10 protein-coding genes are annotated in these 15227 nt (G+C 69.5%); 4 read left to right on the top strand and 6 right to left on the bottom strand.

Annotated elements, in window-relative coordinates:
* Nucleotides 1–9: 9 nt before the first annotated feature.
* The 3 genes from G3I56_RS23930 to G3I56_RS23920 form a co-directional block, all read right to left on the bottom strand.
* Nucleotides 10–1548, bottom strand: coding sequence for a hypothetical protein (locus G3I56_RS23930; protein ID WP_164412230.1), 1539 nt, complete (start codon nt 1546–1548; stop codon nt 10–12).
* A gap of 23 nt (nt 1549–1571) precedes the next feature.
* On the bottom strand, nt 1572–5453 hold the full coding sequence (locus tag G3I56_RS23925; RefSeq protein ID WP_343240035.1) for an ACP S-malonyltransferase: 3882 nt from the start codon (nt 5451–5453) through the stop codon (nt 1572–1574).
* 319 nt (nt 5454–5772) lie between these two features.
* Nucleotides 5773–6981: an MFS transporter gene (locus G3I56_RS23920; protein WP_164412228.1), complete on the bottom strand. Its 1209-nt coding sequence runs from the start codon at nt 6979–6981 to the stop codon at nt 5773–5775.
* 236 nt (nt 6982–7217) lie between these two features.
* Here G3I56_RS23920 and G3I56_RS23915 point away from each other — a divergent pair, with 236 nt between their 5' ends.
* Nucleotides 7218–7598, top strand: coding sequence for a metalloregulator ArsR/SmtB family transcription factor (locus G3I56_RS23915; protein ID WP_164412226.1), 381 nt, complete (start codon nt 7218–7220; stop codon nt 7596–7598).
* Here G3I56_RS23915 and G3I56_RS23910 read toward each other — a convergent pair.
* Nucleotides 7595–8320, bottom strand: coding sequence for a ScbR family autoregulator-binding transcription factor (locus G3I56_RS23910; RefSeq protein WP_164412224.1), 726 nt, complete (start codon nt 8318–8320; stop codon nt 7595–7597). The two genes, G3I56_RS23915 and G3I56_RS23910, sit on opposite strands and share 4 nt — an antisense overlap.
* A 136-nt stretch (nt 8321–8456) precedes the next feature.
* Complete coding sequence (locus tag G3I56_RS23905) at nt 8457–9200, bottom strand: response regulator transcription factor (protein ID WP_164412222.1); 744 nt, start codon at nt 9198–9200, stop codon at nt 8457–8459.
* Nucleotides 9201–9609: 409 nt separating this feature from the next.
* On the opposite strand from G3I56_RS23905, the gene G3I56_RS23900 reads away from it, so the two are divergent.
* A complete protein-coding gene (locus G3I56_RS23900; protein WP_164412220.1) occupies nt 9610–10656 on the top strand; it encodes a ScbA/BarX family gamma-butyrolactone biosynthesis protein in 1047 nt (348 codons plus the stop codon).
* 164 nt (nt 10657–10820) lie between these two features.
* Here the strand turns inward: G3I56_RS23900 and G3I56_RS23895 are convergent, their stop codons facing one another.
* Nucleotides 10821–12602: an FAD-binding dehydrogenase gene (locus tag G3I56_RS23895; protein WP_164412218.1), complete on the bottom strand. Its 1782-nt coding sequence runs from the start codon at nt 12600–12602 to the stop codon at nt 10821–10823.
* 250 nt (nt 12603–12852) lie between these two features.
* Here G3I56_RS23895 and G3I56_RS23890 point away from each other — a divergent pair, with 250 nt between their 5' ends.
* Together G3I56_RS23890 and G3I56_RS23885 are read left to right on the top strand one after the other, a co-directional pair.
* Nucleotides 12853–14166: a helix-turn-helix domain-containing protein gene (locus tag G3I56_RS23890; protein WP_164412216.1), complete on the top strand. Its 1314-nt coding sequence runs from the start codon at nt 12853–12855 to the stop codon at nt 14164–14166.
* Nucleotides 14167–14240: 74 nt separating this feature from the next.
* Nucleotides 14241–15173, top strand: a complete 933-nt coding sequence (locus tag G3I56_RS23885; RefSeq protein ID WP_203690513.1) for a glycosyltransferase — start codon at nt 14241–14243, stop codon at nt 15171–15173.
* Nucleotides 15174–15227: the final 54 nt, after the last annotated feature.

The following is a 15227-nucleotide window of genomic DNA, read 5'->3' as shown; positions in this document are numbered from 1 at the left end:
CCCGACCTCCTATGCGAACGCGCCCTGGAACAAAGGAGTTTCGCCCCGCGCCGCCCCTCGCATCCGCAGCGCGTAACTCACCAGGGCGTGGTTCAGCATGTACAGCCGGTGCTCCTCCCGGCCGCCCTCGGAGAGCTGGTCGACGACCCAGGCCAGGGGAGCCGCACCGCCGTACGCCTCCCGGGGCTCGAAGAGGAGATCCGAGGCGCCGATCTCCGCCAGCACGTTCAGCGTGTACGCGAACGGGTACGGGCGGTTGATCCGGTCGTCGTCCGTGCGGTCGAGGTCGGGGAAGCCGTCCACCAGGCGGTCCAGCGTGCCCGGGCCGATCAGGTCCATACGGCCCGTCAGCATCGCCGTCTGGATGATGTACGCGTACGAGATGCCGTTGAGGAAGTAGTTCGCCCCGGGATCGATGTGCTTCCACTGGCCCACGATGTCCTCGACCAGGGCGTCCAGGTCCGGGACCTGATCGTCCAGACGGCCGAGGTTGTGCAGGGCGACGATGTAGTAGAGGCCCATGTGGGTGCGTTCGACCGGGGTGATCCGGGCCAGCAGCTCCTTCGCCTGCGCCAACCGGTCCCGGCCGTACGTCAGATACTCCTCCGGGCGGCCGGTCAGGGCGATGGCGTTGAGCATGGTCAGCAGCGGATAGATCTCCGTGAAGCTCTCCGACATGGGCTGCGGGAACGCCGGCGGCAGGTTCAACTCCGCTGCCCGGTCGAGGTAGTCGAGGACCTCCTTGATGTGGTCCCGGCCCGCACGCCCCGCGCCGCTCTCGGCACCCTCACCGCTTCCGCCACCCTCGCCGGAGACCAGTCGCCCGTGCCCGAGCAGCGCCACCACCGACAGCAGCATGGCCCCGCCGCGCCCCCGGAAGAACGGTGCCGGGATCTTCTCCAGCAGCGCCAGCGCCTCCCGGACATGGTTGCGCCGCCCGATCACCAGCCGGTCGCCGAGCCCCAGTTGGCCGATCGCCAGGAACACGGCGGTGGACGCGGACAGCTTCTCGTAGTGGCCGTGCCGGCCAGCGTTCTCGTCCTTGATCCGGTCCGGCTCGATCGTGTCGACGACGGCCAGCATCTCCGCCGGAAAGTCGATGTCCGTCTGCGAGTTCACCAACAGGCTTCTGTCCAGGCCGAGTTTGGCGACGGCGTCCATCAGGATGCACCCGGCCATGATCCGGAAGTACGGGTTCTCCTCCGCCCGTACGGCGTCGAGAACCGGGCCGAGCCGCAGTTCCAGGTCGGCGCGGCGCAGCGGACGGCCCGGATCGACGACGTCAAGGACGAAGTCCGCGAGCAGCCGCGAGAACCGGGTGTACGCGCCGCGCTCGACGCCCTTCGCGGCCAGCAGTCCGAACGCCTGCCGGATCCGGGCGGCGCCCTGGGCGTCGTACGGGATCGGATACTGCCCGAGCCCTATCCCGCGGACCATCCGGCTCCACGGGGTGGCCATCACGCGTGTCTCGTTCGACAGGTGACGCAGACCGTCCACGGGAACGGCGAACGGGGACAGGGGAGTTGGTGCCAGGGGAGAGGTCGTCATGAGAGGTGCCTCCTGTCGAGCGGTCAGTGGCCCGTGCGGTACGGCAGCGGCGGCACCCGGAGTCCCAGGAACTCGGTCCGGGTGCCCTCCAGCATCTCCAGGGCCCAGTTCAGCCACTTGACGCCCTCGCAGTAGATGGCGACCGGGCGGCGCTGGGTCCGGTAGGTGTCGACGAGGGTGCCGTCCAGCTCCTGTTGGAAGTGGAAGGGCGGCATCGCCGTGAAGTGCTGGCCCATCATGAAGACGAACCGGATCAGCCAGTACGGGTCGTCCCGGAGGAACGCCGAGCCGGGATCGTCCAGCCCGAGCGCCGCCGTCATCACGGGCGCGAACCAGTCCTCCATACCGTCGGGGGAGTCGGGGTCGACCGAGCCCCCGGTCGCGACCACGTCCCGTACCCGGTAGGCCCGTTGGTACGGATTGCCGTCCAGGAAGGAGATGTCGACGCGCGGAACAGCCCCCGCCCCGCCGGCCTCCATGTTCATCGTGAACTGCTCGAAGTGGATCTCGTCGTAGTGGCCGATGGAGTTGTGCCAGGGCTTGTTGTCGTACATCGCGTCGTCGCGTGTGTCCCGGCCCTCGCCCTTGAAGCCGATGGCGCGCGGGTCGAGGAACTTGATGCCGAGCGCGTCGGCGGTGATCGCGTCGAGAGCCGCCCGCACCTGCCCCTCGTCCGCCCCGGACTCGATCAACCGCTGGGCGTGCAGCAGGGGTTCACTGTTCGTGATCTTGATGTTCTCGGTGTTCGTGTCGCCCATGACGAGCGAGTGGAAGGCCGGTTCGAGTATCTCCAGGAACTCGGGCGCCGCCCGGAAACGCTGCAGCAGGGCACCGGAGTTGAGATAGGAGACGCCGTTGACGACGATCCGCTCGGTGTCCAGGAGCGCGGAGCCGAAGGTCCGCGGCGCCGTTCGCCGGCACAGGGCCAGCCGGTCCTCGATCTTCCGGAAGTACGAGATGTCCAGCGTCTCGCCGGGCGCCGCGACCCGCCCGACGCTGTGCACGTCCTCGTACAGCACCCGGATGATCTGCTCGTAGAGGCGGGCGACCACGGCCGGCGGCGGAGTGTGCTTCTCCACGAACCGGCTGACCTCGTCACCGGCCACGTAGCTCATCTCGTAGATGACCTCGCGCCCGACCGTACGAGCCGAACCATGGGCCGGACCATGGTTCGGACCGCCGACCGGGACCTCGCGTTCCAGTACGTCGTACACCTCGGGGAAGTAGTCGCGCACCGGGGCGGGCAGGGACTGGAGGAACTCGGCCTGCTTGGCGGCCTTCGCGAACGGCGGGAGCATCACACCGTCGCCGTCCGGGTGCCAGTGGGCGGTCGTCAGTGCCTCGCTGAGGATCTTGCGAACCGTGATCCGCTCCTCGCCCGCCTTCCTGACGAAGATCGTCATGGACTCGCTGCCGCCCTTGCCGAAGTTGACGATCGCCTCGTCGATGTGGGTGTAGGCGTAGACCGTGCTGGAGAGGAGGCGGCGGCTGCGGGCGTTGTGCAGGACGCGCTCGTTCTCCTCGGTGAGCGCGAGGACACAGGCGGACTCGAAGGCGTCCAGGTCCGGGTTGAGCCGCCTCTTCCAGGACTCGGCGGGCTCCGTGATCCGGACGAGATGGGCGTCGTACCGCCCGGTGTCGAGACTCTCGCCGGTCGGGGACAGGTCCGAACCCAGCGCGAGTACCTGGCAGTTGCCGTTCAGATGAACCCGCCGCACCCCACCGTCCAGGGCGCCGGACAGCAGGACCGCCCGGGTCGCGTCCTGGAGGTCCCTGCGGGACCGCACCGGCACACCCTCCGGTGAGACCAGGGGAATCTCGGCCTCGGCCAGCCGCTCCAGCATCCGCTCCACAGCCTCCAGACGCGCACGCGCACGCGCCTCGTGCGACTGGTGCTGCTCGTCCTGTTCATCCCGTTCGTACTGCTCGAACAGGACGACCGCGTCGGCCGGTGACAGCGAACCGGCGACGGCCAGCGCGACCAGCCAGCCGAGTGGGTCGCCGCCTTCGAGGTAGTGGTCGCTCTGCGCGAACAGAGCGGGCCGGTGCTGCACCAACGCGTCGAACAGCAGGTACTGGTAGACGACCCGGTGACCGATCCGGGGGATCGTGTCGTCGCCGAGTGAGTCCAACCGGTCCAGCCGGTCGAGATGCAGGCCTTCGAGCATCCGGTTGTACGTCTGCAGCGCCGTCGGCTGGGTGTCGAGGAGCAGCCGGGTCCGGCGGGCCATGGTCTCGGCGTCGACGCCCGCGAGAGCGTCGAAGTGGGAGACGACCACCTCGGGGCGGGCGGTGTCGACCGTCCGCGTGACGGCGTTCCCGGCGTGGTCGAGCACCTTCAGCTCGACGGTGGCCCGGCCCAGCAGGTCGGGGTCCTCGTGCGCCGCCCCCGTGATCCGCTTCTTCAGCCGTGCCTTGACGACCAGTTCGCCCCGCCCTACGGCGATGTGCTCCCGGTGGTTCCGCGTGTGCTGGAAGGTTTCGAGGAACGCGTAGAAAGCCGCCGACCCCTCCCGCGAGGGGCTCAGCATCTCCGCGGTGATGACCCGGCCGAGGGAGCGCGAGAAGTAGTCGTCGCAGAACTCGCTCCGGTCCGCGAGCCGGAAGAGCTCGCGCAGGATGTCGTACGGTGCGTGCTGCGGTTCCTGCGGTTCGCGCGACCGCTCGTCCGCCGCGTAGAGCCGCTCCAGCGACGCCATGAGTGAATCCACGACGGTGACCGCCCGGAGGAATGTTTCGGTGTCCTCCTCGCCGCCCGTGTACGCCAGCACCGGAGCGGCGAAGTCGTTGTCCCGCAGGAGCTGTACGGACTTCGCGCCCGGGCCGAGTTCCAGGACCATGTCCGTGTCGAGGCCGCCGAGGATCTCGCAGGTGTCCCGGGACGCCATGACCTGGTCCGTCATGGCCAGCACACCGCGCCGGACGCCTGCCGCGGTGGTGAGGAGGGACGCGTCGTGGTTCGACACCACGGGGACGCGGGGCTCCTCGAAGCGGATGCGGTTGACGTCGAGGAAACGTTCCAGCGCGTGCCGGGCGGGCCGCATCCGGGAGGAGTGGGCCAGAAAGACGGTCGGATCCTTCAGCTCCTCGGTGGCGATGTGCGGATACGCGGCCATGAACCGGTCGAAGCCCGCCTTGACGCCGGCACGGACGTACAGATTGACCTGCGTCGGCGAGTACGTCTTGTGCAGCTCGACGTCCCGGGCCGGATACGAGCCGCGGATCTCGTCCAGCACGGTGGCGAGCGCGTCGGGGGTCCGGGCGCGCACGGCCAGCACGTGTGAGGGCTCCGGGACGAGGGGCGTACGGCGGACGGACTCGGGGAGATACCAGGCGATGGCGCGGGCGAAGGGCCCGTCGTACGAGGGTGCGGTCGCGTCTGCCGGGTCGGTGCCGGCGGCCAGCAGCATCAGCGGGGTGAACGCCTGGGCGATCTTGACGCCGTCGAACACCGACAGGGAACCGCTCGCCACGGCCGCCGCCAGGATGCCGAAACTCTCTCCGGTGTAGGCGACGAGACCGACGGGCGTGCCGTTCTCGTCGATCCGGTCCCGCAGGAAGGCGTCCAGGGCCAGGCTGTGCACCAGCAGGGCGGCGCCGATGAAACCCTGCCGCTCGATCGGCTCACCGGGCAGGTTCTCGGCGGTCGGCAGCAGCCGTTCGGGCCGGCCGGGCACACCCAGGGCGCGGGCGGCCTCCTCGTAGAGGGCGGTGATCTCGGGGACGCCCGAGTCGAGCAGGGTCCGGCCGAGGTTCTGGTAGGCGGCGCGGCTGCCGAGGCCGGGGAAGAAACCGGCGACGCGGACGCGGTCCTTGGTTCGGACGTCCTCGACGGGCGTGAGGCGGTCGGGGGCGGTCGCGGTGGTGGCCGGGTTCGGGACGGTGTGGGTCAGGGACCGGGGCACGAGTATCGCCTTCTCTGGTCGGGCGTCGGTCGCGCGCTCGCCTTTGGGCGCGGAGGCAACAGAGAAATTCTTTCCACCCGTGCAACGGTTTTCAACAATTTCAGGTACAGGCTTCTACAGGCCTTTTCAGTGTCTTTTCAGGCTGTGTCAATAAAATGTCAGAGAGTGTCAAGTGAGCAGGTCGGGCGTGCTGGTTGGGCCTGCTGGTCAGGAGTGCCGGTGAAATGGATGTCGGCAGACGAAAAGGGGCCGGGAAACCGTAAAGGTCTCCCGGCCCTGCTTTTCCTGAAATTTGTTTCCGGCGTGTGTGAAAGGAATTCTACTGAACGCCGGCTTCGACACTGTCCGGCCGTCGGGCAACGCTCGGAGAAGCGGCCGGAGCCGCCGAACCGCGGTCACCCAGTGAACCCGCCACCGCGACACCGAGTCCGGCGAGGGCGAGCGCGGCGCCGACCCAGAGCGGCGAGACGAAGCCGTACCCGGCGGCGAGGGTGAGGCCGCCGATCCAGGCGCCGAGCGCGTTGCCGACGTTGAAGGCGGCGATGTTGGCGCCGGAGGCCATGGTGGGGGCGTCCGAGGCGTACTTCATGGCGCGTGCCTGGAGTCCGGGCGCCGCGGCGAGGCCGATGGCGCCCATCAGCAGCAGGGCGACGATCGTCGCGATCTTGTTCTCGGCGGTGAGGGCGAAGAGGGCCATGACGACGGCGAGGCCGGCCATGGCGCCGATCAGCGTGTTGTTCAGGGACTTGTCGGCCGCTTTGCCGCCGAAGAAGTTGCCGACGAACGTGCCGACGCCGAACAGGACGAGCAGCCACGGCACCGCGCTGTCGGAGAACCCGCTGACGTCGGTGAGCGTGAACGCGATGTAGGTGTAGCCGCCGATGACACCGCCGAAGGCGAGGATGCTCAGCGCGATGGAGACCCACACCTGACCGCGCCGGAAGACGGCGAGCTCGGTGCGCAGGTCGGTCGGCGCGGACGCCGTGCTCTTCGGGACCAGGGCCTGGATGCCGGCCAGGGTGACGAAGCCCAGGATCGTGATCGCCCAGAAGGTGGAGCGCCAGCCGAGCTGCTGGCCCAGGAAGGTGCCGAGCGGCACGCCGAGCACGTTGGCGGCGGTCAGTCCACCGAACATGAGGGCGATGGCGCTGCCCTTCTTGTTCTCGGCGACCATGTCGGACGCGACGACGGCGCCGACGCCGAAGAAGGCGCCGTGGCAGAGGGCGGCGACGACCCGGCCGACCATGAGCAGCGAGTAGGTCGGGGCGACGGCGGAGATCAGGTTGCCGACGATGAACAGGGTCATCAGGCCGACGAGGACCTTCTTGCGGTCGAAGCGGGCGATCGCGGCGGTGAGCCCGAGGGCGCCGATCGCGACGCTCAGCGCGTAGCCGGAGACCAGATAGCCGGCCACGGACTCGGAGACACCGAAGTCGTCTGCCACCTCGGGCAGCAGTCCTACGATCCCGAACTCCGTGAGGCCGATACCGAAGCCTCCCAGAGCCAGGGCGATAAGCCCGATAGGCATGAGAAAACCCTCCGTTGCGATGAAGCGAAGCTCGAACGCATCGAAGTATCGCAGAACCTCGATATGAACTGTCAACCCCGCCCGCCGGAGGCTTCGTCGCTGGTGGGGGGCGTGCGGCGGTCGTCGGGGGAGTTCCGTCGCAGGTCAGAGCGCACCCGCCGATCAGGTGACGTATCGCTTATCATCGATGGATAATCGTTGCCCCGCACCAGTCCTACGCCCGGCTCGGAAGGCTCATGACGACTCACGACCTGCCCACGACGGGCGACCTCACCCCGCTGCTGGAGCCCCTCAAGGCGCTCGCCAACCCGGTGCGCCTCCAGGTGCTGCAGTGGCTGCGCGACCCCGAGGACCACTTCCCGGTCAACCCGGAAGTCACCGATCCGCGCAGGGTCGGTGTCTGCGTCAGCCATATCCAGGCCAAGACCGGGCTCGCCCAGTCCACCGTCTCCGCCTACATGGCCACACTCGAACGCGCGGGCCTCGTCCGCTCCACGCGCGTCGGCAAGTGGACCCACTACCGGCGCGACGAGGAGCGCATCGCCTGGCTCGTCGAGGAGCTGCGCGGCGGCGTCGGAAACACGGAGGGTCTCGGCCTGCTGGAGACCGTCTCCTAGCCCGCCGCTCCCCCCACGGGTTCCTTCGCCACTTCCTTCGCCGCGTCCGTCGGTACGCCCTTCAGCACGCCCTTCGGTGCTTCTTCCGCTGTTTCTTCCGCCGCTGTCCCGACCGCCTTCGGCGGCACCGTCGTGCGCAGCCGGGGCAGTATCCCCGGGGCCGCCAGGCCGGACAGGATCAGGCGCCACAGCGCTCCTATCCGCGCGGGCAGGTCCTGCCGGTTGCTGTACGCCTGGGACATCACCTGCAGACCGGTGAACGACCCGACGACCGTCGACGCGACCTCGGCGATGTCCGTCCCCGGCAGGAGTTCGCCCTGCGCGTCGGCCTTGCGGAGGAGATCCTCGATCACCCCGATCGCCTGGTTGTACGGGGTCTGGGCGGGCGGCGCGAAGGACGACTGCTCCACCGCCAGCCGTACGCTCGCCCGCAGCACCGTGTCGTACTGGAGCCGCTGGGCGAATCCCAGGGTCAGGTCGATGACCGCCTGGAGTTTCACCGGCTGGTCCGGCACCACCAGGGCCTCGCCCTGCGCCTCCAGCAGCGCGGTGGCGATCGCCTCCTTGGAGGGGAAGTGGTGGTAGAGGGCGCCCCGGGTGAGGCCGGCTCGCGCGAGGATCTCGTTCGTGCTGGCCGCGTCGTACCCGCGCTCGCCGAACACGCCCGCGGCTGCCTCCAGGATCGAGCGTTTCGACCTGATGCCTCGCTCCTGCTGGGCCATCCCCGGTCCTCGCATCCCATGCTCGGAAAAAATACAAACCGGTCTGCATTGTATGCGGCCGGATTGCACGGGGAAATTCCGCAGCCCGTTTCGAGTCACGGCGGTGAGGGCGACAAGTGCGCATCTGGCGGCGTGTTCACGGGTGCCCGAGGCGGAATCCGACCCCGCGCACCGTGACGATCCAGTTGCTGGAGCCGAGTTTGCCCCGGAGGCTGCTGACGTGCGTGTCGATGGTGCGTCCGCGGTGCGACCAGTCGTCGTCCCAGACCTGGCTCATCAACTGCCGCCGGGACAGGGTGGTGTCGGGCTGGGAGGCGAGCAGATGGAGCAGGTCGAACTCCTTGGGCGTCAGGTACACCCGTCTTCCCTCCAGCAGGAGTTCGCGTGTCCGGGCGTCGATGCGCATCGGCCCGTACGTGATGACCTGCCGGCGCGTCGAAGCCTGCCGCGGTCTCGCCCGGCGCATCACCGCCTCCATGCGGGCCAGCAACTCCCGGAACCCGTAGGGCTTCACGAGGTGGTCGTCCGAGCCCGCCTGGAGTCCGAGTACGCAGTCCAGTTCGGCCCCGCGGGTGGTCACGGTGATGATCGGGACGTCACCGACCGCCCGGATCCGGCGGCACACCTCCAGGCCGTCCAGATCGGGCAGGTCGAGGTCGAGCAGGACCAGATCGACGCTGTGATGGGCCTGGAGCGCGAGGGCGGCGGTGGGAACGCTCCTGGCCAGGTGGCCGTGCCGGCGCAGTTCCTGCACCAGGGCGTCCGCGGCCTGCGCCTCGTGCTCCACGACGAGCACCCTCAACGCGTCGTTCTCCTGCTGCCCCTGCCGTTCCTGCTGCTCCTGGTGCGGCCTGGCTGAATCCATGACCTGCTGATTCATCTCTGCCCTCCTGAGGCACGCCACGGCGAACTGGTGAGCGGGTACCGCCAAGGACGGTAACAGGCAACTCGGTCTGTTTGTCAACGTGTTATGGATGGCCCGTACAGTCGTCTGGTTGTCGACGTGGATGTCATGCAGGCGTGGCCGATTAGGCGAGAATCCTGCTGTTTCTCACTATTTGACCTTGCGGAATCCTGACTTCCGCCTCCGTTCCGCGCGGAGGCGCGTATGAGAAGTGAACGTAACTGGCGTGTAAACCAAGCGCGGCTGTATGACTTTAGTAAGGTTTTACTGTTGAAACAGACCAACCTGTCTGTATCTTGGTGACTGCATAGCGTTCATCAGGGACGGGGGATCCTGACGCGCGGTCCGGCTCGCCCCTGTCCACAAACAGACAGGAGTGCCGAGGATGCCGAGTCCGACCCGAGCACCCGGGACCGACACCGCCTCGCCGACCGGTTCACTGCTCACCACCACGGTTCCCCGCGGCTATGTCCACCGCGCCGCCGTGGCCGAGGTGTTCCTCACCGGCTGGGAGGCCGCCCCGACCGCACATGCCGCCCCCACCACCGCGTCCGACTCGTTCGTCGTCCGCGCCCAGTTGCCGCGCGGCCACGCGCTCTTTGCACCCGCCCACGGCCACCAGGACCCACTCCTCCTGCTGGAGTCGATCCGGCAGGCCGGCACCCTGCTGTCCCACGCGGAGTACGGGGTCCCGTTCGGCCACCAGTTCCTGATGTGGGGCCTGTCCTTCGCCGCGACCCCCGCCGCCCTCACCACCGGAGCCACCCCGACCGACGTCGAACTGCACACGGTGTGCCACGACATCGTGCGCCGGGGCCGGACCATCTCGGGCATGCGCTACGACGTCTCCGTCCGGCGCGACGGAGTGCCGGTGGCCACCGGCGGCGCGAGCTTCGGCGTCACCAGCCCCGCCGTCCACCGCCGACTGCGCGAGGGCCGCCCCACCGTGGTGGACCGTGCCCTGCCGACCCCGGTCGACCCGGCCGAGGTGGGCCACACGGACCCGGGCAACGTCCTGCTCGCCGCCCCGGCGCGGACCGGCGCGAACGGCAGGCCGAACAGCAGGGTGAGCGGCGGCGAGAATCGCTGGGCGAACAGTTGGGCGAACAGATGGGAACTCCGGGTCGACACCGGTCACCCCATCCTCTTCGATCACCCCGTCGACCATGTCCCCGGCATGCTGCTGATCGAGGCGGCCCGACAGGCGGCCCGCGCCGCGACCGGCCGCCCCGACGCGCTCCTCCTGGGCCTCGACAGCAACTTCACCAGGTACGCCGAACTCGACGCCCCCTGCTGGATGGAGGCCCGCGTCGCCCGCCCCGACGCGTTCGGGCCCGGCCGGGCCCAGGACCTCCGCGTCCACGTCCTCGCCACCCAGCAGGGCGAACGCGTCTTCGCCGCCGACCTGGTCCTGCGCGACCCGAGTGCCTGACGGCCCGCCCGGAACGCACAGTAGGTGCGCCGCGCGGTCAACGCGCGGCGCACCTACCGAAGTTGAACCCAGGCCGTCGGACACCCAGGCCGTCAAGGTGACCGGCTCGGCTCGGCTCGGCTCGGCTCGGACCGAACCGGATCGGATGGGACCGTGCCGTGCCGTCAGGCGGTGGCCGCAGCCGCCGCCTTGCCCGCCTGGCGGCCCGAGAACAGGCACCCGCCGAGGAACGTGCCCTCCAGTGACCGGTACCCGTGAACGCCGCCGCCCCCGAAGCCCGCGACCTCACCGGCCGCGTACAGACCGGGAACCGGGGTGCCGGTGGCGTCGAGGACGCGGCCCGACAGGTCGGTCTGGAGGCCGCCGAGCGTCTTGCGGGTGAGGATGTTCAGCCGTACGGCGATCAGCGGTCCGGCGGAGGAGTCCAGGATCTTGTGGGCCGACGCCGTCCGGCTGAGGACGTCGCCGGGGTAGGTGAGGGCGTTGCGGATGCCCATGACCTGGGCGTCCTTGCTGTACGCGTTGTCGATCTCCCGGTCCCGGGCCTCGATCTGGCGCTGGAGCGCGGCCAGGTCGATCAGGCTTGTGCCGGTCAGCTTGTTCATGCCCCGGACCAGCTCGGACAGCGTCTCGGACACGATGAAGTCCTCGCCGTACTTCTTGAAACGCTCGAGCGGCTCAGGAGTCTGCCAGGCGCGCGAGAGCAGCATCCAGATGTCTTTGTTGGTGAGGTCGGGGTTCTGTTCGGATCCGGAGAGCGCGAACTCCTTCGCGAGGATCTTCTGGGTTGTCACGAACCAGGAGTAGTCGTAGCCGGTGTCGACGATCGTCTTGAGGGTGTGGAGGGTGTCGTAACCCGGCATGTCGGGTGCGGAGAACCTCTTGCCCGTCGCGTCGAACCACATGGAGGACGGGCCGGGCAGGATACGGATGCCGTGCTTGGCCCAGATCGGGTCGTAGTTCTTCAGACCCTCCGTGTAGTGCCACATCCGGTCCGGGTTGACGATCCGGCCGCCCGCCTTCTCGGTGATCCCGAGCATCCGCCCGTCCACGTGCGCGGGCACACCCGTGATCATCGACTTGGGCGCGGTGCCCATCCGGGCCGGCCAGTTCTGCCGTACGAGATCCTGGTTGCCGCCGAGACCGCCCGACGTCACGATGACCACCTCGGCGTTCAGCTCGAAGCTGCCGACCACCGTCCGCGAACTGGCCTTGCCCCGCGCGGCGGTGCTCGCCTCGAGAACCGCGCCGCGTACGCCGGTGACCGTGCCGTTCGTCCGGATCAGCTCGTCCACGCGGTGGCGGTGCTTGAACGTGACCAGCCCGTCCGCCACCGCCGCCCGTACCTTCTTCTCGAACGGTTCCACTACGGCGGGGCCCGTGCCCCAGGTGACGTGGAAGCGCGGTACGGAGTTGCCGTGACCGTCCGCGAGACCGCCGCCGCGCTCCGCCCAGCCGACGAACGGGAACCACTGCATGCCGAGGCCGGCCAGCCAGGACCGCTTCTCGCCGGACGCGAAGTCGACGTACGCCTGGGCCCACTTGTAGCCCCAGTAGTCCTGGCCGAGCGGGTCGGTGATGCCCCGGTCGAAGGCGGCGGCGCCCTGCCAGTCCTGCCAGGCCAGGTCCTTCGAGTCCTTGACGCCCATCAGGCGCTGCTCGGCGGAGTCGACGAAGAACAGCCCGCCGAAGGACCAGAACGCCTGACCGCCGAGGTTGGACTCCGGTTCCTGGTCGAGCAGCAGCACCTTGCGGCCCGCTGCCGCGAGTTCGGCTGTGGCGACCAGCCCGGCCAGCCCGTGGCCCACGACGATCGCGTCGGCCGAGGTGGCAGCCGCCGAGGCCGCGAACGCCGTGCCCGCCTGGGTGAGGGCGGTCGCGGCGACCGCGCCGCCGGCCAGGGTCAACGCCCGGCGGCGGCTGACCGGGTCAGTCAAGTGCTCCATGAGGGTGCCTTCCGGGGAGGGGCGTACGGAGGATGCGGGTGCGAATGCGGGTGCAGACGGGGGATCAGGTGCGCGTGCACGGGGCGTGGGGTGCCCGTGCGAAGGGTGTGTTGGTGGCGAGCCTGGGGTTACCGTCGGTAGCGATCAGGGAATCAGGTCGGTACCACAGCGCGGTAGTAGGCGGGAGCCAACGCGTGCGACCCTCCGTTGTGCCCCGGCGACACCGCGCCGACGCGGAAGGGAGAGGCCCATGACGGTCCGCACGGACGTCACCCAGCGCCCCGAGCACGAGACCGTCGCCGAGGTGCTGCGCGCCATGGCAGCGGACGCGGACGTCCAGGACGAACTCGTGCACGCGGCCCGGAAACACTCTCCCGAGGTGGCCCGGCTCGCCGAGGCGGAAACGCACTGGCACGTCACCGCCATGATCAACGCGGCCGGCGCCTGGCTGGGAGACCCTGGTGGGCCTGCTTCCGGTACTCCCGACGCACCCGGTACCGGGGACGACGGCGAACAGGACGTCGACGCACAGGACTTCGCCGCCGCACTGATACTCGGCGCCGACCGGGCCGGTCAGGGGGTGCCGATGACCGCCGTACTGCGTGGAGTCCAAGCGGCCCTCACCCGCACTGTCGAGATCACCGTCGACCGCTGTCGTGCGGCCGGGGTGCCCGACGCCGCGCTGCTCACCGCCGTCCTGCGGCTCAAGGAGTACGGCGACACCCTGCAGCGGCACGTCGTCCACGGGTACCGCGCCGCCGAGTGGGACACCCCGGGGGCGCTGGGCGAGACCCGGGCGGGACTGCTCCGCCGACTCCTCGTCGAGGGCGAATCGCCTCCCGCCGCTGAGGAGTTGGCCCGTGCCGGGCTGCGCCACAACGCCGTACGCCATCTCCTGGTCGCCGACCCGGGCGGCGACCTCGCCCGCACCCGGCGCCTGGCCCACCGTCTCGCCGCCCTGCGCGGCTGCCTCTTCGGCATGCTCGACGGACGACTGGTGGGCCTGTACCCACGGTTGCCGGTGGGCGAGACGATCGAGAACGGGGAGGCGGAAGGGGAGGAGACAGGGATCGACGGAGCGCTCGTGGTGGTCTCACCGGCCGTTCCCCTCGACGACCTCCGGGCCACCTACGCTCTCTGCGTCCGCGCCCTGGACCTCGACGGAGGGGCGACAGCAGCACCGGGACCGGGACCGTACGGGCGCTACGGCGTGTACGAACTCACCGAACTGGCGGCCGAGATCGCCCTCGCCGACCAGCCGCTCCTGGGCGCCTGGCTCAGCGCCCACCTCCTCGCGAACCTCGACCCCCGGGACGACTTCCACCGTCAGATCGCGGTCACCGCACTGACGTTCCTCGACCACGGCCGTCGCCTCGACCGGACGGCGGCTACCCTGTTCACCCACCCCAACACCGTTCGCTACCGCCTGGCCCGCCTCCAGCAGCTCACCGGCGAGTCCCTGACGGACGATCTGCCGGGCAGCGCCTCCGGGCCGGCCGGCACCCTGCACTGGTGGTGGGCGCTGCGGACCTGGCTGGGGCGCGGCACCGACGGAATGCCGTAGGGCGTTATGGATAAGAGACGTACTCAATGAGTACTTAATACATCCTTACTGTAAACAGATAGCATCCGACCGCGATGGTGTACGTCGGCGGCCGGGACGAGGTGGGTCTGGTGGGTGGCATGGCGGTGGAGCCGCGTATCGCGGTGGCCGTGGTGACCATGGGAAACCGGCCCGTCGCGCTGAACGCGCTGCTGGAGTCGATCGCCAAGCAGGACCTCGCCCCCGACCGGATCGTGCTCGTCGGCAACGGCTGTCCGCTGCCCGAACTCCCCGGCCTCTCCGGCGAGGTGACGACCATCGAGGTCGACGAGAACCTCGGCTGTCCGGGCGGCCGCAACGTGGCCCTGGCCCGGCTGCGCGAGTTCGGCGACATCGACGTCGTGGTCGACCTCGACGACGACGGCCTGCTCATCGACCCCGATGTGCTCACCCGTGTAAGGGACTTGTACGCCGCCGACCCCCGGCTCGGCATCGTCGGCTTCCGGATCGCCGACGAGAACGGCGTGACCCAGCGGCGGCACGTCCCCCGGCCCGGCGCGGGTGACCCGATGCTCGGCGGATACGTCACCCAGTTCCTCGGCGGCGGCCACGCCCTTCGCATGGCGATGCTCGACGAGACCGGCGACTGGCCAGCCGCCTTCTTCTTCGCCCACGAGGAGACCGACCTCGCCTGGCGGGCCGTCGACGCCGGCTGGAAGATCCTCTACGAACCGCGTCTCCTGCTGCGCCACCCCAGCACCTCGCCCGCCCGGCACGCCATCTACCACCGGGTCACCGCCCGCAACCGGGTCTGGCTGGTCCGCCGCCGACTCCCGCTGCCGCTGATCCCGGTGCATTTGGGCGTCTGGATCGCGATCACCGTCCTGCGCGGCGGCTCCACTCGCGCGCTGCGGGCCTGGTTCGGCGGCTTCGTTGAGGGCCTGCGCGAACCGGCCGGCGAACGCCGCCCGATGAGCTGGCGAACGGTGTGGACACTGACCCGGCTCGGCCGCCCACCCGTGCTGTGACCTGACGAAACGGGCCTCACGGCACCCCTGACACCCCACACGCGATACGAGGGC

The sequence above is a fragment of the Streptomyces sp. SID12488 genome, from assembly GCF_010548275.1.
Taxonomy (GTDB): Bacteria; Actinomycetota; Actinomycetes; order Streptomycetales; family Streptomycetaceae; genus Streptomyces.
The sequence above is the reverse complement of the archived record's forward strand: the minus strand, read 5'-3'. Positions and strand labels throughout refer to the sequence as shown.

What these genes read in the sequence shown, in the direction of transcription:
- G3I56_RS23890 (WP_164412216.1), top strand. Translation starts at nt 12,853, where the DNA reads ATGACGGTCCGCACGGACGTCACCCAGCGCCCCGAGCACGAGACCGTC.
- G3I56_RS23905 (WP_164412222.1), bottom strand. Translation starts at nt 9,200, where the DNA reads ATGAATCAGCAGGTCATGGATTCAGCCAGGCCGCACCAGGAGCAGCAG.
- G3I56_RS23895 (WP_164412218.1), bottom strand. Translation starts at nt 12,602, where the DNA reads ATGGAGCACTTGACTGACCCGGTCAGCCGCCGCCGGGCGTTGACCCTG.
- G3I56_RS23900 (WP_164412220.1), top strand. Translation starts at nt 9,610, where the DNA reads ATGCCGAGTCCGACCCGAGCACCCGGGACCGACACCGCCTCGCCGACC.
- G3I56_RS23885 (WP_203690513.1), top strand. Translation starts at nt 14,241, where the DNA reads ATGGTGTACGTCGGCGGCCGGGACGAGGTGGGTCTGGTGGGTGGCATG.
- G3I56_RS23915 (WP_164412226.1), top strand. Translation starts at nt 7,218, where the DNA reads ATGACGACTCACGACCTGCCCACGACGGGCGACCTCACCCCGCTGCTG.
- G3I56_RS23910 (WP_164412224.1), bottom strand. Translation starts at nt 8,320, where the DNA reads ATGGCCCAGCAGGAGCGAGGCATCAGGTCGAAACGCTCGATCCTGGAG.
- G3I56_RS23930 (WP_164412230.1), bottom strand. Translation starts at nt 1,548, where the DNA reads ATGACGACCTCTCCCCTGGCACCAACTCCCCTGTCCCCGTTCGCCGTT.
- G3I56_RS23920 (WP_164412228.1), bottom strand. Translation starts at nt 6,981, where the DNA reads ATGCCTATCGGGCTTATCGCCCTGGCTCTGGGAGGCTTCGGTATCGGC.